Annotated in this window: 21 protein-coding genes and 1 pseudogene; 8 read left to right on the top strand and 14 right to left on the bottom strand. The window is 61.3% G+C overall.

All coding sequences use genetic code 11. The features are described 5' to 3' along the window. A partial coding sequence (locus tag VD811_14525; protein ID HXV22199.1) for a HEAT repeat domain-containing protein occupies window positions 1–456 on the top strand: 456 nt, incomplete at its 5' end. Window positions 457–515: 59 nt separating this feature from the next. Here the strand turns inward: VD811_14525 and VD811_14520 are convergent. The 3 genes from VD811_14520 to VD811_14510 all read right to left on the bottom strand — a co-directional run bounded on the left by VD811_14520 (window position 516) and on the right by VD811_14510 (window position 5411). Further along, window positions 516–1853: an HD domain-containing phosphohydrolase gene (locus VD811_14520; protein HXV22198.1), complete on the bottom strand. Its 1338-nt coding sequence runs from the start codon at window positions 1851–1853 to the stop codon at window positions 516–518. A gap of 5 nt (window positions 1854–1858) precedes the next feature. Next, window positions 1859–3445, bottom strand: coding sequence for a HEAT repeat domain-containing protein (locus VD811_14515; GenBank protein ID HXV22197.1), 1587 nt, complete (start codon window positions 3443–3445; stop codon window positions 1859–1861). Between the two features lie 124 nt (window positions 3446–3569). After that, the gene (locus VD811_14510) at window positions 3570–5411 is read right to left on the bottom strand and encodes a long-chain fatty acid--CoA ligase (GenBank protein ID HXV22196.1); all 1842 of its coding nucleotides are present in this window, start codon (window positions 5409–5411) and stop codon (window positions 3570–3572) included. Window positions 5412–5514: 103 nt separating this feature from the next. Here VD811_14510 and coaE point away from each other — a divergent pair, with 103 nt between their 5' ends. Beyond that, a complete protein-coding gene (coaE, locus tag VD811_14505; GenBank protein ID HXV22195.1) occupies window positions 5515–6180 on the top strand; it encodes a dephospho-CoA kinase in 666 nt (221 codons plus the stop codon). Here the strand turns inward: coaE and VD811_14500 are convergent. Both VD811_14500 and VD811_14495 read right to left on the bottom strand, forming a co-directional pair. Beyond that, window positions 6107–6931 (bottom strand): alpha/beta fold hydrolase, encoded by an 825-nt coding sequence (locus VD811_14500; protein HXV22194.1) that lies wholly within the window; start codon window positions 6929–6931, stop codon window positions 6107–6109. The two genes, coaE and VD811_14500, sit on opposite strands and share 74 nt — an antisense overlap. An 83-nt stretch (window positions 6932–7014) precedes the next feature. Continuing rightward, window positions 7015–7797: an IclR family transcriptional regulator gene (locus VD811_14495; protein HXV22193.1), complete on the bottom strand. Its 783-nt coding sequence runs from the start codon at window positions 7795–7797 to the stop codon at window positions 7015–7017. 283 nt (window positions 7798–8080) lie between these two features. On the opposite strand from VD811_14495, the gene VD811_14490 reads away from it, so the two are divergent. Continuing rightward, window positions 8081–8533: a universal stress protein gene (locus VD811_14490; GenBank protein HXV22192.1), complete on the top strand. Its 453-nt coding sequence runs from the start codon at window positions 8081–8083 to the stop codon at window positions 8531–8533. Here VD811_14490 and VD811_14485 read toward each other — a convergent pair. The 5 genes from VD811_14485 to trmB all read right to left on the bottom strand — a co-directional run bounded on the left by VD811_14485 (window position 8530) and on the right by trmB (window position 13322). Further along, a complete protein-coding gene (locus VD811_14485; protein ID HXV22191.1) occupies window positions 8530–9399 on the bottom strand; it encodes a sugar phosphate isomerase/epimerase family protein in 870 nt (289 codons plus the stop codon). The two genes, VD811_14490 and VD811_14485, sit on opposite strands and share 4 nt — an antisense overlap. A gap of 133 nt (window positions 9400–9532) precedes the next feature. Beyond that, complete coding sequence (locus VD811_14480; GenBank protein HXV22190.1) at window positions 9533–11053, bottom strand: cation acetate symporter; 1521 nt, start codon at window positions 11051–11053, stop codon at window positions 9533–9535. A 9-nt stretch (window positions 11054–11062) separates the two neighbouring features. Beyond that, window positions 11063–11395 (bottom strand): DUF4212 domain-containing protein, encoded by a 333-nt coding sequence (locus tag VD811_14475; protein HXV22189.1) that lies wholly within the window; start codon window positions 11393–11395, stop codon window positions 11063–11065. Window positions 11396–11428: 33 nt separating this feature from the next. Next, window positions 11429–12625 (bottom strand): tRNA pseudouridine(13) synthase TruD, encoded by a 1197-nt coding sequence (truD, locus tag VD811_14470; GenBank protein HXV22188.1) that lies wholly within the window; start codon window positions 12623–12625, stop codon window positions 11429–11431. Continuing rightward, a complete protein-coding gene (trmB, locus tag VD811_14465) occupies window positions 12618–13322 on the bottom strand; it encodes a tRNA (guanosine(46)-N7)-methyltransferase TrmB (protein HXV22187.1) in 705 nt (234 codons plus the stop codon). Before trmB ends, truD begins: the two co-directional genes overlap by 8 nt. A 372-nt stretch (window positions 13323–13694) precedes the next feature. On the opposite strand from trmB, the gene VD811_14460 reads away from it, so the two are divergent. Both VD811_14460 and VD811_14455 read left to right on the top strand, forming a co-directional pair. Further along, window positions 13695–13985 (top strand): DUF4258 domain-containing protein, encoded by a 291-nt coding sequence (locus tag VD811_14460; protein ID HXV22186.1) that lies wholly within the window; start codon window positions 13695–13697, stop codon window positions 13983–13985. After that, on the top strand, window positions 13982–14473 hold the full coding sequence (locus tag VD811_14455; GenBank protein HXV22185.1) for a type II TA system antitoxin MqsA family protein: 492 nt from the start codon (window positions 13982–13984) through the stop codon (window positions 14471–14473). Before VD811_14460 ends, VD811_14455 begins: the two co-directional genes overlap by 4 nt. A 27-nt stretch (window positions 14474–14500) precedes the next feature. On the opposite strand, the gene VD811_14450 is transcribed toward VD811_14455, so the two are convergent. Continuing rightward, entirely contained in the window at window positions 14501–14623 is a 123-nt protein-coding gene (locus VD811_14450; GenBank protein ID HXV22184.1) for a YtxH domain-containing protein, read from the bottom strand. 250 nt (window positions 14624–14873) lie between these two features. Between VD811_14450 and VD811_14445 the strand changes: the two genes are divergently transcribed. Next, entirely contained in the window at window positions 14874–15878 is a 1005-nt protein-coding gene (locus VD811_14445) for an AI-2E family transporter (protein HXV22183.1), read from the top strand. A gap of 228 nt (window positions 15879–16106) precedes the next feature. Then, a pseudogene (locus tag VD811_14440) lies at window positions 16107–16316 on the top strand (DUF4372 domain-containing protein). A gap of 310 nt (window positions 16317–16626) precedes the next feature. Here the strand turns inward: VD811_14440 and VD811_14435 are convergent. From VD811_14435 to VD811_14425, 3 genes are all read right to left on the bottom strand, one after another. After that, complete coding sequence (locus tag VD811_14435; protein HXV22182.1) at window positions 16627–17109, bottom strand: YchJ family protein; 483 nt, start codon at window positions 17107–17109, stop codon at window positions 16627–16629. A 188-nt stretch (window positions 17110–17297) separates the two neighbouring features. Continuing rightward, window positions 17298–17600, bottom strand: a complete 303-nt coding sequence (locus tag VD811_14430; protein ID HXV22181.1) for a type II toxin-antitoxin system RelE/ParE family toxin — start codon at window positions 17598–17600, stop codon at window positions 17298–17300. Beyond that, complete coding sequence (locus VD811_14425; GenBank protein ID HXV22180.1) at window positions 17590–17835, bottom strand: type II toxin-antitoxin system prevent-host-death family antitoxin; 246 nt, start codon at window positions 17833–17835, stop codon at window positions 17590–17592. The genes VD811_14430 and VD811_14425 overlap by 11 nt, the downstream gene beginning before the upstream one ends. A gap of 136 nt (window positions 17836–17971) precedes the next feature. Here VD811_14425 and VD811_14420 point away from each other — a divergent pair, with 136 nt between their 5' ends. Continuing rightward, window positions 17972–18223, top strand: coding sequence for an AbrB/MazE/SpoVT family DNA-binding domain-containing protein (locus VD811_14420; GenBank protein HXV22179.1), 252 nt, complete (start codon window positions 17972–17974; stop codon window positions 18221–18223). Window positions 18224–18262 lie beyond the last annotated feature (39 nt).

Genomic DNA, 18262 nt, shown 5'->3' with positions numbered 1-18262 from the left:
GATAAGGTTCTGACCACCCTGAAAGCCGGCAGCAGAGGCGCCAGGGTAAAGGCGCTCTATGCTCTGGAGCGGATCAACTCACCGCAGGTTTTCCCCCCGTTGCTGGCTGCACTCAAAAGTGCGGATCCCGATCTGCGGGCGGCGGCCATTCAGGTTCTGGGGGCGAAGAAGGAGCCCAAAACCCTTGGCACGTTGGTCAAGCATCTCAAGGACCCCGCGCCCGCCGTACGGGTGCATGCTGCCGAGGCGCTGGCGAATTTCGCCGACTCACGACTTGTTCCCTACCTGATCGCCGTTCTGGCTGAGGCGGATGCCGAACTGGTTGTCAGCGCCTTGCGCACTTTGGGGACCCTCGGTGCCGCCACCGCCGAACCGCACCTCCTCCCTTTGCTCAGCGACCCCCGTCCGGCAGTCCGGCGGGCCGCCGCCGAGGCGCTGGGCCAACTGCAGCTCTGAGTCACCGGAAACGCGTAACTGATGAAAAAAAGGCCGGGTCGAAAGACCCGGCCTTTTTTTCAGTCGAGGTAGTCGGTGACCTCGATCCCTTTGGTGAAGGGATCGACCTCGGCGATGATGCGGCGTGAGTCGGTGCCCTGCAGGTCGATCCGGCGGGACTCCGCCAGCAGCGTGCCGTTCGGGTCGATGAGAATTTTGATCCGGACTGAATCGGGGTCCTTGGTGTCGACCCAGACGACGAGGCCTATTTCGCTGCTGTCGAGACGCACCAGGCTCCCCACCGGATAGGTGCCGAGGGAGGCGATGAACTGTTCGACGAACTGCGGGTGCAGCCCGCCTGCTGCGACGACCTCTCGCAGTCGGGTAACGGCCTTGCGGGGAGTTGAGGGGCGCTGGTAGGAGCGCAGGGTGGTGATGGCGTCGTAGGTGTCGGCGATGGCGGCCATGTCGATCAGCGGGGAGACCTCGTGCCCCTTTGCATCGGCCGGGTAACCTTCCCGGTCATAGCGCAGATGGTGGCCGAGGACGATGTCGATCACCTCCGGGGTGACCCCTTCCATCTCCTTGACCAGGTCGGCGCCGGTGCGCGGGTGCGTCTTGATCTGCTCGAATTCTTCATCGGTAAGCCGGCCCGGCTTGTTGATAATTCCCAGATCGATCTTGAGCTTGCCGAGATCATGCAGCAGCCCTCCCAGGCCGAGAGTGCGCAACTGCTCCTCGGAGAGACCGCAGGCACGACCGACGGCCAGGGCGATGACCGAGACGTTGACCGAGTGGGTGAAGGTATAGTTGTCGTAGTCCTTGAGCATCGACAGGGCAAACAGGGCGTGTGGCTCGGCAAGGGTGAGCTGGACCATGCTGCGGACCACTTCCATGGCTTCGGCGGAGGACGGGATCTTGCCCATCCGCACGTCCTGGAAAATCCTGTCCACCACCCTGAGCGCTCGTCCGTAGACCTGACGGGGGGCCTCATCGAGGTTCTCCTCAGTTTTGCGTACCGTGAAGATGCAGATGTGGTGACAGCCGGCTTTGCGAATGCTCGTCTCGAAAGCCTCCCCCTTTGGTGTTCCCTGGTAGATCAATTTAAGCAGGGCACGGAGTTCGTCCAGCGTTGTCCCGAGGTGAAATTCCAGCCCCTGGATTTCACAATTATTTAGAATCCCGACAATTTCATCGGCCGCCGGACTTTCCTCGGCAAACAGATAATCTTCCACGAACAGGGCGCCTTCAAGCAGTCCGACTCTAACGAGTTTCCCATGCCGGAAAAGTGTTGTAAGGGCCGAGAATAGGGCCTGCACCTGTTTTTCGATGGCCGGGTGCTGCAGGGGATAAAGGCGCAGCCCCTTGTGGGCGGCGGAAAAAGCGAGAACCACCTGTCTGAGAGTTTCCGGATCCATGATGCCTAGACCTTTCTGAGCTGTTTAAGCGCCTGGACGGCAGCTCGTGCCACAACCGATGAACGATCCTCCGCCGCCGCCGTGAGGGGCTCTGCGGCACTGGCATGGCCGATGTCGCCGAGAGAAAGGGCGGCGACGGCCCGCAGTTCATCGAACAGGGCACGTCGCCAGAATTTGCGATGCTTCAGGATTGCCAGCAGGGCGGGAATGGCTTCAGCCGAGCCGATCTCACCCAAAGCTCGGATCGCCTCCTTTTTTATCTCCGCCATTTTGACCCAGGGGTCCGGTTGTTCTACGATCCGCAGCAGCGTAGGAATTGCTGCCGGGTTTTTCATGGCGCCCAGGGAAAGCAGGGCGTGAGGGCGCAGGTCCGGGTCTCCCTTCTGCACGATCTGCAGAAGAATCTCGACGGCGTCGTTGCCGCCAATCCGGGTCAGTGCCCGGATGGCCTCCCGGCGGACGCGAACGTCAAGGTGCCCGAAGAGGGGGTGGAAGTGCGCAACGACTGTTTGTGCACGGAGTTCCCCGAGGATCGCCACGGCATTGCGCACTACATACCAGCGGTCATCGCCAAGGTATTCGATAAGCACGGGGATGGCGGCAGGCCCTCGATGAATCAGTGCATCGGAAAGGAGCTTGCGCGCCTGCGCGTCGCTCTCGACGGCGAGTCGCTCCATGATCCGGCGGGCCATCCCCCCCCCAAAGAAAAAAAGAACGCGGAATACCTGCTCCCTCGTCTCTTTCTCAAGATCCCGGGCGCAGAGGAAGGAAAGCATGAAATCGAAAAACGCATCGGTCTGGATCTGTTTCAGAGCGTGCCTGGAATGTTCTCGCCGTGCCTCGGACTTCTGCTGTTCGCTGGCATTTTTGCAGAGCAGAGTGAGTCCCTGAAGGACGAGAAGCCGGCTTGATTCTTTCAGGTTCGGCGGGACCAGGGGGACAAGCTCCTGCAGCAACTGCTGGAATCGCTGATCCGACCGTTCACGCTGCAGCTCGTCGATCACGTTCTTCAGGTCCCTGACTTCAGCCGGCTCACTCTCCCCTTCCTGTTTCACTTCAGTCTGGTCGGCGGAAAGGGCTTCAACCGCATCGTCGAGCTCCTGGCTGATGAGCCGATCTTTTTCGGTTTCCAGTTCTTCCTTGCGGGCCTGAATTTTCGCCAGATCCACCTCGTTGACCCACAGAGTGGAGACCAGAGCTTTCTGGAGAGCTTCCTGAATGCCTCCTGCTTTCAATATTTTCGCCGGCTCAAGGGTCAAACAGCTGGCAAAGGCCTTGAGGTCTCGACTGGAGAGATCCTGCAGGATGGTAAGGCGCTGGATGCGGCGGGAAAAGAGAAACGACGAGAGTTTCTTCAGGATGGGATTGTCGGGACCGACAGGGTCCTCTTCGAGAAAAAAACCCTCCCGTCGAACCAGGATGACAAGAGGGGGAGCGTTCTCCATAAGTGGGTAGAAGCCTGCGTGTGCCTCGTTGGCGGCCGCCTTGAGCGCAGGGTGCGCAGGCGGATAAAACCCGACCGCTTTGATCAGCTTGATCAAGCCCTTCAGTGCGTTTTCCAGGCATTTACGCTTTTCTTGCTCTTTCTGCACGAAACCCGTGTCCTCCCTCCGGCCGCCGGATACCGGGCATTAAGATAGCTTCTCCGCCGCCGAAAGTAAACGGGTTTCAACCGCAGGGATCCGGCAAAGCGGGTGCGGGGCAGCCGGCAACCCATCACGGGCCGGCTGTTTCACCACCTTGCTCGACGATGCAGAAGCCGCTGTCGTGGACGCCGTGGTCATGCGGCAGATACATCTCCTCCAGGACGCGGTGGAAGTGTCGGGCTACCACTTTCCTTTTGACCTTGAGCGTCGGCGTGACTTCTCCTTCGCTGCCGGAAAAGTCCCGGGAGATCAGGGTGAAGCGTTTGATCCGCTGGATTGGCGGCATGCTGGTCTGGTGCAGGTCGATCCTGTCGCGGATCAGCCTGAGAACCTGTGGATGGTTCACCAGATCGCAGTGGTTGAGAAAGTCGAGCTGGTGTTCCCGGGCGAACTTTTCGATATTGTCGAAGTTGGGGACAATCAGGGCCGTGAGGAAGGGTTTGCGGTCGCCGTAAACCAGGACATTGGTGATGAACTTGTCGGTTTTGAACACGTTTTCCAGTACCTGGGGGGCAACGTTTTCGCCGCCGGCGGTCACAATCAGGTCCTTTTTCCGGTCGGTGATGGCGAGAAAACCGTCCGCATCGAGCTGGCCGATGTCGCCGGTCCTGAACCAGCCATCGTCGAAGACCTCGGCGGTCTGCTCCGGCTGGTTCCAGTAACCCTGAAAGACGCCGGGGCCCCGGGCGAGGATTTCGCCGTCGTCGGCGATGCGGACTTCGGTGCCGGGGATAGGGCGCCCCACCGTGCCAGGACGGACGTGCTGCGGTGTGTTGGCGGCGATGACCGGCGAGGTTTCGGTCAGGCCGTAACCCTCGTAGATGGGGAGGCCGACGGCGAAGAAAAATTCGGCGATATCCCGGCCCAGGGGGGCGCCGCCCGAAACGAAGAAGCGCAGTCTCCCGCCCAGATGCTCGCGCAGGGGCGCAAAAACCACTTTGCGGGCGAGGGTGGCCGTTTTTTGCAGCAATACGCCGGCCGGTTCGCCGCGCACCTCGCTTTCGGCCAGGGCCCGTCCGGCCTTCAGGGCGCCGAAGAAGAGCTGCTTTTTCAGCCACGGTCCGGCGAGAACCCGTTCCAGGACCCGTGCATACATCTTCTCGTAAAGCCTGGGAACGCTGATGGCCACCGTGGGGCGAACCTCCGCCAGGTTCGCAGGCACTGAATCGAAGTTTTCCGCGTAGGCGATGACCGCTCCCTGGCGCAGCATGAAATAATAGCCCGCCATGCGTTCGAATACGTGCGACAGCGGCAGGAAGGAGAGGCATTGGTCCGCCGCTCCGATGGGGAAAAGACTGCTGCAGGCTTCCACATTGGAGAGAAAGTTGGCGTGGGTCAGCATGACCCCCTTCGGCGGACCGGTCGTCCCCGAGGTGTAGACCAGGGTGGCGACATCCCCTGGTTTCGCCGTCGCGAGTCGGTGCGCCAGTTCCGCGGTGGCCGCTGCCTCCCTCTGCTGCAGAAAGGTTTCCAGTTTCAGACAGCGTTCGCCAGCAGCGGACCCTTCGAGCTGGATGATCCGCTCCAGGTGCGGCAGCTTGCCCAGGTGCTCGAGCAGTTCCCCGGCGATGAGGGGTGACTGGATGAAGAGGAAGCGGCTTTGGGAGTCCTGCAGAATGTGCAGTAGGGTGCCGATCCCCTCGGTATGATAGACGGGGACGGAGAGGGCGCCGCAGGTCATGCTGCCGAGGTCGGCATAGACCCATTCCGGGCTGTTGGGGGCCATGACGGCGACCCGGTCGCCGGCCCGGATACCGAGGCCAAGCAGCCCCTCGCCGAAGGCGCGGATATTGGTGCCGACATCCTGCCACGCGATGTCGCGCCAGGTGCCTTCAACTTTTCGTCGCAAGGCGATGCGGCCGGTCAGCCGTTCGGCCTGGCCGAGAACCATGCGGGGAAGGGTCTCGTTCATGTCGGCTCCATCGGGAAAGGGGCTCTGGTCCATGAGAACGCCTTGTTTTTAATTATAGATTAGGATAGCCTTGGCCGGTAACGTTCAGCCGGGATGAGGTGTGATGAGACCGCAAAACCTGTCAGGCCGGCGTAGCCTGATTCTCGGCGTCACCGGCGGCATCGCCTCCGGCAAGAGCCTGGTGACCGAGATATTCCGATCCCTCGGGGCGCTGGTGGTCAGCGCCGACGAACTCGCCCGCGAAGCGGTTCTTCCCGGCTCGGAGACGCTGAACCGGCTGGTCGGCCAGTTCGGCCGGGAAATTCTTCAGGCCGATGGCGCGCTCGACCGCAAGGCGCTGGCCGAACGGGTCTTCACCAATGCCGGAGCTCGCGAAGCGCTGAACCGGATCACCCATCCGGCCATCGCCGCCCTCGCCGAAAAGCGCCTGCAGGAGCTGTCGCAGCAGGCCGGGCGGCTGGTCGTCTACGAGGCGCCGCTGCTGTTCGAAGCCGGTGCCGAAAAGCGGGTCGATGCGGTGCTGGTGGTCCGCATTGACGAGCCTCTGCAAATCGAGCGGCTACTGCGGCGCGACGGCCTCACCGAAGAGCAGGCGCGGGCCCGGATTGCCGCCCAGATGCCACAGGCAGAGAAGGTGGCAAGGGCCGATTACGTGATCGACAATTCCGGTTCGCCGGAGGCGACCGCGGAGCAGGTCAAAAAGATTTTCCGGCAACTCGGCACTTTGCCCTCTCCTGGTGTTCCAGGGTCTGCAGAAAGTCGAGAGTAAGTCCGAAGGTCTCCCGCCAGCGGGGGTTTTCCGGGGTGGTAAGGATGTGGGGGACTTCCGGACCGAAGCAATGATACTCCTTGTGCGGGCTGGCGAGCTGCCGGAAGAGCTCGCGGGCACTCTCCGGTTCGACTGTCCGGTCACCCGCGCTGCTGACCACCAGGGCAGGGGTTGTCACCGAGCCGAGAATCTTTCGAATCCGGCGGGTCAGCCGGCAGAGCTGGTAGACGCCGTTTACCGGCCGGCGGTCGTAGTAGTGGGCGGCCAGATTCTCCGCCAGTTTGTGGCGCTGAAAGCGTTTCAAGAAACGCAGCAGGCCGGTGGCCTGCGCCAGGGGATGGCGCATTTTCAGAAAGGGAGAGAGCAGGACCAGCCCCTGCAGCGGCCGGCTCGCCGCCAGGGCGAGAAGCAGCAGGGCGCCGGTACTCATGCCGATGCCGTAGCAGCGCAGCCCCTGTTCGGCAAGCAGCCGGTACCCCCGATCCACGGCGGCCAGCCATTCTTCATAGCTCCGGTGGACCAGGTCCTCGGCGGTGGTGCCGTGTCCCGGCAGGCGGACCCCGAGGGCGAGGTATCCTTCCGTTGCCAGAGCTTCTCCGAAGAGCCGCATCTCCCAGGGGGAGGCCGTAAATCCGTGCACCAGAAGTACGCCGGCCTTCGCCGGTTTGGCAGGAGAAAGCAAAAAAGGAAGGTTCTCTTCCCTGCCGACCCCGTCCCGGCGGCCCCGATCCACCTCTTCCTCAATCGTCATGAAATATTCGTTCCCGGGATAAAAAAATCCCCCTGGCGGCAGGGGGATTTGGTTCGGTACTCTGAGGGCCGGCAGACCTCGTCTTACCTGTGAAAGCCGAGGCGGGTCGAAAGCTCATCGGCCGCCTGTTTGACCAACGGGATGATCTCTTTCTCCATGCGGTCGTCCGTGAAGCGCATGGAAGGGCCGGAAACGCTCAGGGCGCCGACGATGCGGCGGGTATAGTCGCGAATCGGCGCGGCCACGCAACGGACGCCGGGATCCATCTCCTCGTTGTCGATGGCGTACCCCTGCTCGGCGATCTGCTTCAGGTCTTTTTTCAGCACTTCCCGGTCGGTGTAGGTGGTGGGCGTATAAGCCTTCATCTCGCGGGTGGGAAGAATGCTGTCGATTTCCTCCTCGGACATGTGCGCCAGGTGAACCTTGCCGGAAGCGGTACAGTGGGCGGGCAGCCGGGAGCCGACACGGGAGACGACACGCACCGTCAGGTCGGTTTCGACCACGTCCAGGTAGACGATGAAGCCTTCCTTGAAGATGGCGACGTAGGAGGTTTCATTGCACTCCTGCACCAGTTTTTCCAGAATCGGCTTTGCCTGGCGCAGCAGCCCCATCTGTTTGATGAAGGTCTGCCCCAGTTCGAGGGCCTTGAGGCCGAGCCGGTAATTCTCGGTGGCCCTGTTCTGTTCGATGTAGCCGCGCGACTCGAGGGTTGCCAGCAGCCGGAAGACGTTATTCTTGTGCAGTTTGAGGCGCTTGCTGAGTTCGGTGACTCCCAGTTCGTCCACTTCGCCGTGAAACTGTTCGAGGAGGTCGAGAGCGTGGGAAACAGCCTGAATGATATATTCGGATTTGTCTTTCTTGGCCATGATCAGTTCTTCCCTCTGGTGATTGAAATCAACGTGTGCAACATCTCCATCTTATGAATTCTGCACCGCATGTCAAGCAGAATGGAAATTTCTGCGAAATCTGATTACCTTGCCTTGCCGGTCGGGGGGCTGGGTGTCGCAAAACTTGGAAAACTATAAAATCATGTTCTATAAAAGTCAACATTAATAAATACTTCGTATCGCCTGTCGGCGACCGGCGGCGTTGACAGGCTCCCCGCTTTCCGCTAGATTTGACAGGCTTTTACCTGCGCGGGAGAGTGTGATGCTGAATCTGAGCAAAAAAATCCTGGTGGCTATCGATGGTTCCCCCCAGTCCGACAAGGCGGCGGAGGAGGCGGTGCGTCTCGCCACTGTTTCTGGAACCCGCTTCAGGAGCAAGGTTTATGCTATCCTGGTGCTGCCCAGCATGCGGGCCCCCTCTTTCACCGATTTTTTCCCCTCCCCTCCGGCGACCGAGCGGCCCGACTGGGAAGAGAAGCGCAAGCGGATCTTCTACGTGATCGAAAAAGCCGCTGCCGAGGCCGATGTCCCCCTGGAAAACGTGGTGGTCTACGGTGATGCCGCCGAAGAGATCATGGCCTACGCCGAGGAAGAGGAAATCGACGTCATCGTCATCGGTTCCTCTGGTTCCGGACGGGTCAAGCGGACGCTGACGGGAAGCGTCTCGACCAAGGTTGCCCTGCATGCCAGCCACTCGGTCTATATCGTCCGCTAGGACGTCTTTCCTTCAGCCAGTCCCTTTTCAAGCACTCCCGCATTTTCACCCGCCGATGTCGTTCGGGTCACTGCCGGCGCGGTGAAGCGCGTCTCCCGGCAGAGATAGGCGAAGATCTCCGCCATTCCCTCGCGAATTCCGTCCTCATGCTCGGGGAATTCGTGGGGGGAGAGTTCCAGCGTCAACGTGCTGTCGTAGCCGGTCTCCCGCAGATGATTGAGAAAACGGGTCAGGGGCAGAACGCCGTGCCCGGGCAACAGGTGCTCCCGGCCGTAGCCATAGTCGGAGAAATGGATGTTGCGCATCCTTCCCGAATCGTAGAAGAGATGGAAATCGTGGAGGAAGTTGGCTTTGGACGAACCCATGTGGGCGGTGTCGAAGGTCAGGTAGAGGTTGCGGTCCTGCATGAAGCCGATCATTTTGCCTGTCTGGCCGAGGAGGTAGGGGTTGACCTTGAAGGAGCCGGAACAGGGCATGTTTTCAATGGTGATAAGGACCTGGTCTTGTCCGATTTCTGTCTGGAAATTGCGGATGCCGTGGAACCAACGCCAGAATTTAAGCTCCAGACCCATCCAGGCCGGGGGGTGGAAGTTGATCAGGGGGATCCCCGTGTCGATGGCCAGGGCGGCAGTGCGCAAGAGTTGATCGATCTTGTTCCCCCAGCCGTCGATTTCGAAAAAAGGTGCGTGCAGCGAGCAGACCGGGAGGATGGCGTGCAAATCGCGGATCAGGGCCGCGTTGTCCCGGTACTGGAAATCCTGATTGATGATGATTTCCATGCCCTCGAAGCCGGTATCCCTGGCGATTTCGAATGCCTTCGCCATGGGGAGGGTATAGAGGCTGCCGGCTGACAGGACAAGTTTCATCGGTCCGGTTCGCTCCGAAGGGAAGTGCAAAAAAATTCCGATGTTTCAGCGGGGCCGCTCGTCGCAGGTAAGCGCACGAACGGCTTTTCGTTTTCTCCCGAGCCGGCTGCGGTTGGCCGGTTTCGACGGCAGCTCACGAGCTGTGCACCTTCTCGGCCAGAAAGCGGCGGATTGCCTCCGGCGGTGGCGGGGTAACCAGCGAGACGACAATCATCACCAGGGTCACAAGAGGGGCGCCGATCAGCGCCGAAGAGGTCGGCGGCAGCAGCGTCTGCAGCAGGGGGAAAGCTTCGCCGGGCAGCAGGGAGGCGCAGGTGACGCCGAGGCCCGTCAGCATGCCGGCAATGGCGCCGTACTTGTTGGTCCGGTCCCACCAGATTCCGAGGAGAAAGACCGGGAAGAGGGTGTTGCCGGCCAGGGCGAAAGCAACGGCGGTGATCTCGGCGATCATCCCCGGCGGCTCGACCGCCACGAAAACGACCAGCACGGCCAGCACGAGGGTCGCCCCCTTGGCGATCCGCATGCGCTGCCTTTCGCTGGCCCGGGGGTTGATCAGGCGGTAGTAGATGTCGTAGGAGAAGGCGCCGGCGCCGGTGATGAGCAGACCGGTGACGGTGGAGAAGGCGGCAATGATGGCGCCGACGGCGACAATGCCGGTGAGCCAGGTCGGCACCCCGGCCCACTCGGCCGCCTTGATGACGATGAGGTCGGCCACCGCCCGGGCCGCCTGCGGGTCGGCGACCGGTCCGCCCCCCTCCCAGATCCGGGCAAAGACGGCGTAGGCGGGGGCGCTCCAGTAGAGCAGGCCGATGAAGAAGATCCCCCAGACCACACTCCAGCGGGCGTCGCGGACATTGGGGACGGTGTAGAAGCGGGAAAGGACGTGGGGCAGGCCGGCAGTGCCGACCATCAGGGTGAAACAGAGAGCCGTCCACTGGTAGGGGGTGGCATAGGTCCAGGGAAAGGTGTAGGTGCCGCCGGTATCGCCGGCCAGGTCGTGCAGCGCCACGCCGTAACCGAGTTGGGGGATGGCCCAGAAATAGCCGAGCTTGCCGGCGACGGCCATCAGCGGGACGATGAAGCAGACGATGAGTATCGCGTAGTGGAGCTGCTGATTGCGGGCGGCTCCCAGAGTACCCGAGACGACCAGGTAGGAGATGGCCACCACCGTACCCAGCAGCAGGGAACCGGTGTAGTCGAAGCCGAACATCCAGGCAAAGACCAGTCCGATCCCCTTGTACTGGGCCACGCAATAGATCAGCGAAATGAGGATGGTGATCACCGCCGACAGGACACGGGCGGCCGGCGAGTCGTAGCGCGCCTCGACGAACTCCGGGGCGGTGTACTTGCCGAAGCGGCGGATCTGTCCGGCCATCAGGATCAGCAGCAGCACGTAGCCGCCGGTCCAGCCGATTACGTAGGCGAGGGCGAAATAGCCCTGCAGGTAGAAGATGCCGGCAATGCCCAGAAACGAGGCGGCGCTCATCCAGTTGGAGGCGATGGCGGCGCCGATGCCCAGGGGGCCGACGGAGCGGCCGGAGACCAGGTAGTATTCCCCCCTGTGGGTGCGACTGGCCAAACCGACCAGCAAGGAACCGGCAAGCACCGCGAGCAAAAGCAGGACCGGGGAGAGCTTGAATCCTTCGGTGACCATGGGCACTCCTTATTTGCGCTTCCGGTACTGTTCGTTGAGCCGATCGATGGCAAGGTTGAAAACAAGGCAAAGCAGAATGAACCAGAGGATCAGGAACTGGCCGCTGAACCAGTAGTGAAAGGGAAAGCCGAGGAGTGTGACGTCGGTGAGAGTGCTCTCACCCCCTTCGTTGCGCTGCATCAGGACCAGCAGGAACTGGAAACCAAAGGTGCAGATGGCCCAGCCGGCGAGCATGGCCCAGATGAGCCGCACCTCCTTGCGCATGAAGCCGGGCCGGGGGCGGAAGAAGTTGACACGCAGTTCGTCGTCCGGCTTGCGGGGGGGCTGCTGCTTATCTGTCATGCCGACCTCCTGTCGTCGTAACGGGAGAGAATCCTAAATTTCATTCTTCATGATCTCGCGCAGCACGCTCGTGGCGTAACACCCCTTCGGCAGGCTGAAGGAGACGAGCAGGTCGTCTCCCTCCTGCCGGGCCGCGGCGCCGGCCAGGGGAACCCGCAGGGGGCGGCGCTCTCCTTCCATGCCGAGGCCGCCCGGCAGGCGGAATGACTCCAGCTGCAGCCGTTCCTTGTCGAGCAGGGCTCTCTCCAGCAGGCCGGCCTGGCCCTGGGCCAGGGTCACCTTGTAGCCGTATAGGGGGGCCGAGGGGCTGATCTCGAAGCGGTTGGCGCGGGGCTGCTCGATGGCCGGATCCTCAACGATGAAGCAGGCGCCGTTGTCATGCTTGAAGGCGAGATCGCCCGCCCAGAGGGTTTCCAGGGTGCCCAGCCGCATGGCGACCAGCCGGTCGAAGAGGGCCGACTGGAAGGCCGACAGGTAGAGCCGCAGCAGCTTGCGCGGCAGGGCGAGCACCGCCTCCTCGGCCGAGCGGCCGGCGCGCAGGGCCTCGATCATCCGCCGTTCGTCCCGCATGCGCGGCGGAAGCAGGGCCAGGGCACCCGCCAGATCGCCGGCGGCGAAGGCCTCCGCCCCTTGGCGCCAGCGCTCGTTGTCGATTTTCGCCGGATCGCCGACGATTTGGGCGGCCGCCTCGGCGAAGTTGCGGCGCAGCAGCGCGGCGCCGATCAGATGCGAGTTGCCGAGCGAGCCGTAGCGCTGCTGCCCGAAGAGGTTGGGGACACCGACCTGCTCCAGCACATGCAGCACGTCGAGGGCCGTCTCCAGAGCCCCCTCACCGACCCCCCGCAGGCGGATTTCGAAGCGGTTGCCGGCCAGATGCCCCAGCCGCAGCTTGTTGCGGTGGTAGCGGGCGGCGAGGATGCTTACCCCCGCGAGCTCCAGGGCCATCGCCTGCTCCGGCCGCACCCCGGTGACCGAGACGGTCTGGCGGGTGGTGGCCCGGGCATCCTTGAGGCCAGCGTAGCCGATCTCCCGTTCGGGGACCTTGAGGGCCCGGGCGAGCTGCTGCAGCAGGTCGAAGGTCGTCAGGCCGCGTTTTTCCACCGTCAGGTAGAGGTGCTCCCCTTCGCCGCACGGGGTGTAGAGTGGCAGCTCCTCGACCAGAAAGTCCTCCGGCGTCTCCTTGAGGCTGCCGCCGGTGCCGGGACAGCTGGCGGTCAGGTAGCTACTCATTGCCGGCCATGCTCCAGGCGGCGCGGAAGCCGGGGAGGACGGGCGGCGGCTGCACAGCGTCGACGGCAAGGTCTGCCTCCCGCTGCTGATGGATGAAGTGAATCGGCTGCCCCTGGTCGAGAAACCGGCGCATGTACTTGGAGAGGGGATAGCCGGGGAGCGAGAGGGCGAAGGGCTCGGCGAGGCGGTTGCGGTAGCCGGGGGCGGCGGGGAAGATGCCTGCCACGTCTTCGGCGTAATCGGCGAAATCGGTGCTGAAATGAAAATCGCCGCCGGGACGCAGGTAGTAGTGGGCCATCCGCAGGAAATCGGCGTTGACCAGGCGGCGGCCGCGGTGGCGCTTCTTCGGCCAGGGGTCGGGACAGTTGATGTAGATGGCGGCGAGGCTTTCGCGCCCCAGGTGGCGCGTCAGCAGGTAGCGCGCCTCGATGCGCATGACCCGCACGTTGTTGAGGCCGGCGGCCTCCACCTTCTTGCAGGTCTTGTGGCACCCCTTGTTGTAGATGTCGATGGCCAGGTGGTTGCGCTCCGGATGCTGCCGGGCCAACTGGATGATGAAGTCGCCGATGCCGCAGCCGATCTCGAGGGCGAGCGGCCGTTCGACGGTGAAGGCGGCGCCGGGGCCGCCGGCGGGGATGTCCTCTTCCGGCAGGAAGACGGGGGAGGTGATCTCGATGACGCGCTGGATCTGGGTCATGGGGGGAGGTTTTCCTTTTCTGCATTGTGGTGGGCTGATGCAAGCTAGCACAGAGAGGGGATTTTTTCAACGGGGCGGGGATGGGATGATGAGGGGGGATCTGCTGTTATGCAGGGATGACCTGTTTTTTCTGTTGACGGGCAGCGCCGGAACAAGTAGGAAAGAAAACATTCATGTGAAGTTCTGAGGGGGGCAGCGATGGCGTGACTTCGAGAGTCGTTTTTCCGGAAAAAGGAGAGACGGCTCATTTGTTTTGGGTTGGCTGCGTGCAGGTTCTTTACAGGCGTCTCGCGCAAAGCTCGCCAAGGACGCAAAGAAAGCCGTTGACATGGAATAAATTATTGACTTGAAGTCAATATTGGAGGGGGTATAATGCCATTGCAAGAGCCGTTGCGGCCGGATGAGGCCCGTCGCTTGTTGCGTGAAATTCTGGCGTCCGGGACCATCACCTACGCGATTCCCCATGCGCTGGACCGCCTCCGCCAGCGCAATATCTCCATTCTCGACTGCGAGAATGTGCTTCGCGGCGGGGTTGTCGACCCCGGCGAGTGGGAGAATGGGGCCTGGCGTTACCGGGTCCGCACGCAGAAAATTGAAGTGATCGTTCAGTTTCTCGCCGCCGACGAGGTGCTGATCGTCACCGCCTGGAGAACAACATCATGACTTGCCCGCAATGCCAGCAGGCCGAGCTTGTCGCCGGCCGGGAAAATCACCTCTACCTGGAATCGGGGTTGAATAACGTCACGCTGCGGGACATCACCGTGCGCCGCTGCCCACATTGCGGGGCCAGCTTCGCCTCGATCCCCCGTGTCTCGGAACTCCACCGGGCGATCGCGCTAGCCCTGGTGCACAAGCCCGAACGCCTGATTCCGGCCGAAATCCGCTTCCTGCGCAAGCATCTCGGCTGGTCCGGCGCCGACTTCGCCCGCAAGTTCCATTGCTCCCCTTCCCAGATCTCCCGGTGGGAGAGAGACATCAATCCGACGCCGATGAGCAACGCGTACGAGCTGCTGCTGCGGACGCTGGTGGCCCAGGGGGAAAAGATCGAAGATTACCAGGACCGCATGGAAGATATCGCCACCATTAACGAGGTCCGGCCGGCGGTCCTGGCGATGATCCACGAGCAGAGCCACTGGCGACTGGCGGCATGAGGGGAACGAAGGGCTCTTTTTAAGGTTTTAAGAACGTCCTGCAGGTTGGTCCCGCGAACGGCGGGTTATCTGCCTGCGGGTTCTCTGTCCCGACTGGGGGGCAAGCAGCAGCGCCGCTCCGGCCCCGATGAACCCTCCCACGACCAGCATGGCAGCTCCAAGGGTTCCGCTGCTCTTCCGTGACATAGTTTCCTGCCTGCAAGGTGGTTGATAGTATTTGGTTTATCATAGAACCGGATGGTCGCAAACAGAGAGAGGCGCAATCGGAAGATACGAAAGGTGAGATAGGATCAAGGGTCAAAATATCGCCTGCGGGAGATCGAAAATGCAATCGAAAGAGAGAGAAAATGGAGGCCGGCACCTTTGGCAGATCACGGCCGTGCGGGATTCTCTATGGATCATGGCGACGGTCGCGCTGCTTTGGCTGCTCTATCATTTGCGCCACATCCTTTTGCCCATCTTCGCCGGTCTGGTCCTGGCGTATCTGCTTGATCCCGTCATTACAAAAGTCAAGAGTCGATGGGGCATCTCCCGCCTGTTTTCGGTTCTTTTAATCTGCTCCCTGGTTCTTCTAGCCGGCGCCGGTATCGGGCTATGGGCTATTCCTCTGCTGATAAAGCAGTCCGTCACTCTGGCACAGGAGGTCCCGGACTACTTCCAGGCGCTGAGCCTGAAGTATGGCATCCAGCTCGAAGATCTGGCCGGCAGATTCACCCAGTTTCAGGCATCGGAGGATGGCATATCCGTCCTCCGGCTCGTCAAAAACATCGCCGGCACAACCGCAGGAATCCTTCTCTGGCTGCTGCTGCCGCCTATCTATTTCGTCTTCTTTGCCCTGAAGCTCCAGTTCATAAAGGATGAAGGCCTTTCCTCCCTGACCGCCGCCCGCCATCCGAGGGCCATGGACATCCTGCGGCGGATGGATGAGGCGGTCGGCACCTTCTTCAGGGCGCGGTTACTGATTTCCCTTCTGGTCGGGGTGATCTTCATCATTGGCTGGTGGCTGGCGAATATTCCTTACTGGTTTCTGCTGGGGGCGGTCACCGGGCTCCTCAGCATGATTCCTTACCTGTCAATCGCCGGCTGGCTGTTTGCCTTGCTGGTCAAGTATTTCGACATGACGATAGGCGAAGGCGCTCCGGGGTTCGAGTGGATGGCTGTCCTGCTCTGGCCGAGCCTCGTCTTCGGGATCGGAAACTTCATCGAGGGATGGATTCTGACCCCGTGGATTCACGGCCGGACGACCCGCCTCAGCGCGATCATGATCTTGACCGTGGTTCTGGTCGGCGGAGCGCTGGCCGGCTTCTGGGGACTGCTGTTCGGCATCCCCGCTGCCATCTGCCTGAATATACTGGTGGAAGAATTTTTGCTGCCAACTTTGCGGGAGGCTAAAAAGCAAACCTAGTCACCCGGGTTGCTCTTTGTGAGGGTGAGCAGGGGGAGTGTTTGAACGGTCAGCTTCCAACGGGAGGGAGTTTAAAGAAGGTTCGAATCACTACTGTCCGGTTAAAAATTCACAAAACGACGTAAGTCGTTGAGAGTTCTGGTTCTTTGACATAACTGTTCTGTTTTCGATTTGAATTCGCCTCGCCGATATGAGGTGATACCTTCCTGTATTCGCGGGAGGGCGTCAATGAATTCTGGACAAACAGTTTCCCGGCAGCTGTTGCACTTTTTGCCAAGGCACGACTTCAACCTGTGCGTTCGTCGTTATCATGGCGATTATAGAGTCAAAAGTTTCTCGACCTTCGACCAGTTTCTGTGCCTTGCCTATGCCCAGATGGCCGGACGCGAAAGCCTGTGTGATATCGAGACCTGTCTGAACTCCCATAGGGAGAAGCTTGGCGCCCCTCTTCGGACAACTCCGCCTGCAGCCGCTTCTCGGCGGGTCCGAGGATCAGGGACAGAGGCCGTTGGCTGGACTGGGGTTAGGCCAAGCCAAGTAAATGAAATTACAAACAAATAACCAGAAATTCCCGGTCAAAATCGGCTTATGGATCGATTTTTGAGGGCAAAATGGCCACGGAAATCCCGTGGCCATTTTTTCATCTGGGCGGATTCAATTTGCAAGTGCACCCCTTCGAGCTTCGTCGAAGACTTCCTGGGGTCTGATTCGAGGGTGGCCCGAGCGGTCAGGCGAATCGGCGCTCGAATTACTTGCCGCAGCACTTCTTGAACTTGCTGCCGCTGCCGCAGGGGCAGGGATCGTTGCGGCCGACCTTGCTCGCGCTCAGCGGCTGCGGCTTGACCATCGTCCCCTCCGTGAACAGCCAGCATCCGTCCTGGCGCTTGAACTGCCCGCGCTCGTGATGGCTGCGCAGACCGTCCTTGTCGCGGAAACGGGCGATGAACTCGACCTCCCCCTCTGCATCCCGGGGGCCGCCCTGGACCGTTTCGAGGATTTGCAGGCCATGCCATTCGGAGTTCTCGGCCCAGGTCCGGGTCCCCTTGTGGTCGTACCCCTGGCGGTGATCGGGGTGGGTGCTCTCGAAGAGGAAATCGATCTCGACCTTCACGTGGGCCGAATAGCGGGCCCGCATCAGTTGTTCGGCCGTCTCGGCCGCTTTCTTCCCGGTGATGATCGGTTCGCAGCAGGCGGCATATTCGGCGCCTGATCCGCAGGGACAGCTGTTCATGGTGATTCTCCTAGGGGCATGCGCATCCCGGCCAGTTCGAGATGGGCGTTGTGGTCGAAGGGGAGTGTGGGTTCCATCGGGTTGCCGGCGAGGTGAAAGTCGCAATCTTATACCCGTCCCGGGCCATTTTTGCAAGCCTGGGGGCAAGGGGGCGGACTTAAAACATCAAGGGGGGGAATGGGGACAGGTTATTCCTTTACCCGCTTGCCCGCCACCTTGTAAACCGCCAGGTTCTCCCGCCTGCCGACCGCCACCACGACAACCACCACGACAACCACCACGCGCGTGTCGTCCACCTGATAGACCAGCCGGCAGCCGGCATTCTTCAGCTTGATCTTGTAGCAGTCGGCCATGCCCCTGAGCCGGACCGACTCGACGCGGGGCCGGTCGAGGCGCTCGGCCAGCTTCTTCTTGAACTGTTCCCGGATTCCGCCATCCAGCTTCTTCCATTCCTTCAGAGCGGACTCCTTGAATTCGAGGCTAAAGCTCATCGAGGGAAACCTTGACGGTCGGTTCATCCTTCCGCTCCTCGACGATGCGGGAGAGTTCGTAGTCCTCGAGCTTTTCCATGAGGGCCTCGAAGGCTTCGGCCGGGACCAGGTAGGCGCTGGGCTTGTTGTGGTTCAGGATCGCCACGGGGGTTCCTTCCGCTTCATGGATGATCCGGGAGGGGTTCTTCTTCAGGTCGCTGATGCTGACCGACGCGCGGGCATAGAGACGTTCCATTGCAGACCCCTTTTGTGGTTTGTTTTGTGGTACAAATATAGGTCATTTTCCGAGAGGGGGCAAGCGCCTAAATATCCCTTGCCGCTCCTTTCCGACCAGATTATAATTCCGTTATAACAATTCCCGGAGATAACCCATGCGCCGTAAAATCTGCACCATCGGCAACAGCCGCGGGGTGTCGCTTCCGGCCGAGGCGCTGGAGAAGCTGAAGTTGGCCATCGGCTCGGAGGTGGAAGTGTCCGTCGACGAGGAGCACGGCCGCATCCTCATCGAACCGGTTCGCCCTTTGGAGGCCGAATATCCGGCAGGGATCGACGCCGAGTTCGTCGCCCAGGTGAACGAGTTCATCGACCGGTATCGCCCCGCCCTCAAGAAGCTCGCCGAGTGATGGAGTATCTCACGGCCCAGCAGGTCCTCTTCATCCACC

Source organism: Desulfuromonadales bacterium (assembly GCA_035620395.1).
GTDB lineage: Bacteria > Desulfobacterota > Desulfuromonadia > Desulfuromonadales > DASPGW01 > DASPGW01.
This window is presented reverse-complemented; position numbering and strand designations above follow the sequence as displayed.

Bases quoted from the DNA above. Each gene is read 5' to 3' on its own strand.
- VD811_14520 (HXV22198.1), bottom strand. From the start codon at position 1,853: ATGGATCCGGAAACTCTCAGACAGGTGGTTCTCGCTTTTTCCGCCGCC.
- VD811_14510 (HXV22196.1), bottom strand. From the start codon at position 5,411: ATGAACGAGACCCTTCCCCGCATGGTTCTCGGCCAGGCCGAACGGCTG.
- coaE (HXV22195.1), top strand. From the start codon at position 5,515: ATGAGACCGCAAAACCTGTCAGGCCGGCGTAGCCTGATTCTCGGCGTC.
- VD811_14500 (HXV22194.1), bottom strand. From the start codon at position 6,931: ATGACGATTGAGGAAGAGGTGGATCGGGGCCGCCGGGACGGGGTCGGC.
- VD811_14495 (HXV22193.1), bottom strand. From the start codon at position 7,797: ATGGCCAAGAAAGACAAATCCGAATATATCATTCAGGCTGTTTCCCAC.
- VD811_14490 (HXV22192.1), top strand. From the start codon at position 8,081: ATGCTGAATCTGAGCAAAAAAATCCTGGTGGCTATCGATGGTTCCCCC.
- VD811_14485 (HXV22191.1), bottom strand. From the start codon at position 9,399: ATGAAACTTGTCCTGTCAGCCGGCAGCCTCTATACCCTCCCCATGGCG.
- VD811_14480 (HXV22190.1), bottom strand. From the start codon at position 11,053: ATGGTCACCGAAGGATTCAAGCTCTCCCCGGTCCTGCTTTTGCTCGCG.
- VD811_14475 (HXV22189.1), bottom strand. From the start codon at position 11,395: ATGACAGATAAGCAGCAGCCCCCCCGCAAGCCGGACGACGAACTGCGT.
- truD (HXV22188.1), bottom strand. From the start codon at position 12,625: ATGAGTAGCTACCTGACCGCCAGCTGTCCCGGCACCGGCGGCAGCCTC.
- trmB (HXV22187.1), bottom strand. From the start codon at position 13,322: ATGACCCAGATCCAGCGCGTCATCGAGATCACCTCCCCCGTCTTCCTG.
- VD811_14460 (HXV22186.1), top strand. From the start codon at position 13,695: ATGCCATTGCAAGAGCCGTTGCGGCCGGATGAGGCCCGTCGCTTGTTG.
- VD811_14455 (HXV22185.1), top strand. From the start codon at position 13,982: ATGACTTGCCCGCAATGCCAGCAGGCCGAGCTTGTCGCCGGCCGGGAA.
- VD811_14450 (HXV22184.1), bottom strand. From the start codon at position 14,623: ATGCTGGTCGTGGGAGGGTTCATCGGGGCCGGAGCGGCGCTGCTGCTT.
- VD811_14445 (HXV22183.1), top strand. From the start codon at position 14,874: ATGGCGACGGTCGCGCTGCTTTGGCTGCTCTATCATTTGCGCCACATC.
- VD811_14435 (HXV22182.1), bottom strand. From the start codon at position 17,109: ATGAACAGCTGTCCCTGCGGATCAGGCGCCGAATATGCCGCCTGCTGC.
- VD811_14430 (HXV22181.1), bottom strand. From the start codon at position 17,600: ATGAGCTTTAGCCTCGAATTCAAGGAGTCCGCTCTGAAGGAATGGAAG.
- VD811_14425 (HXV22180.1), bottom strand. From the start codon at position 17,835: ATGGAACGTCTCTATGCCCGCGCGTCGGTCAGCATCAGCGACCTGAAG.
- VD811_14420 (HXV22179.1), top strand. From the start codon at position 17,972: ATGCGCCGTAAAATCTGCACCATCGGCAACAGCCGCGGGGTGTCGCTT.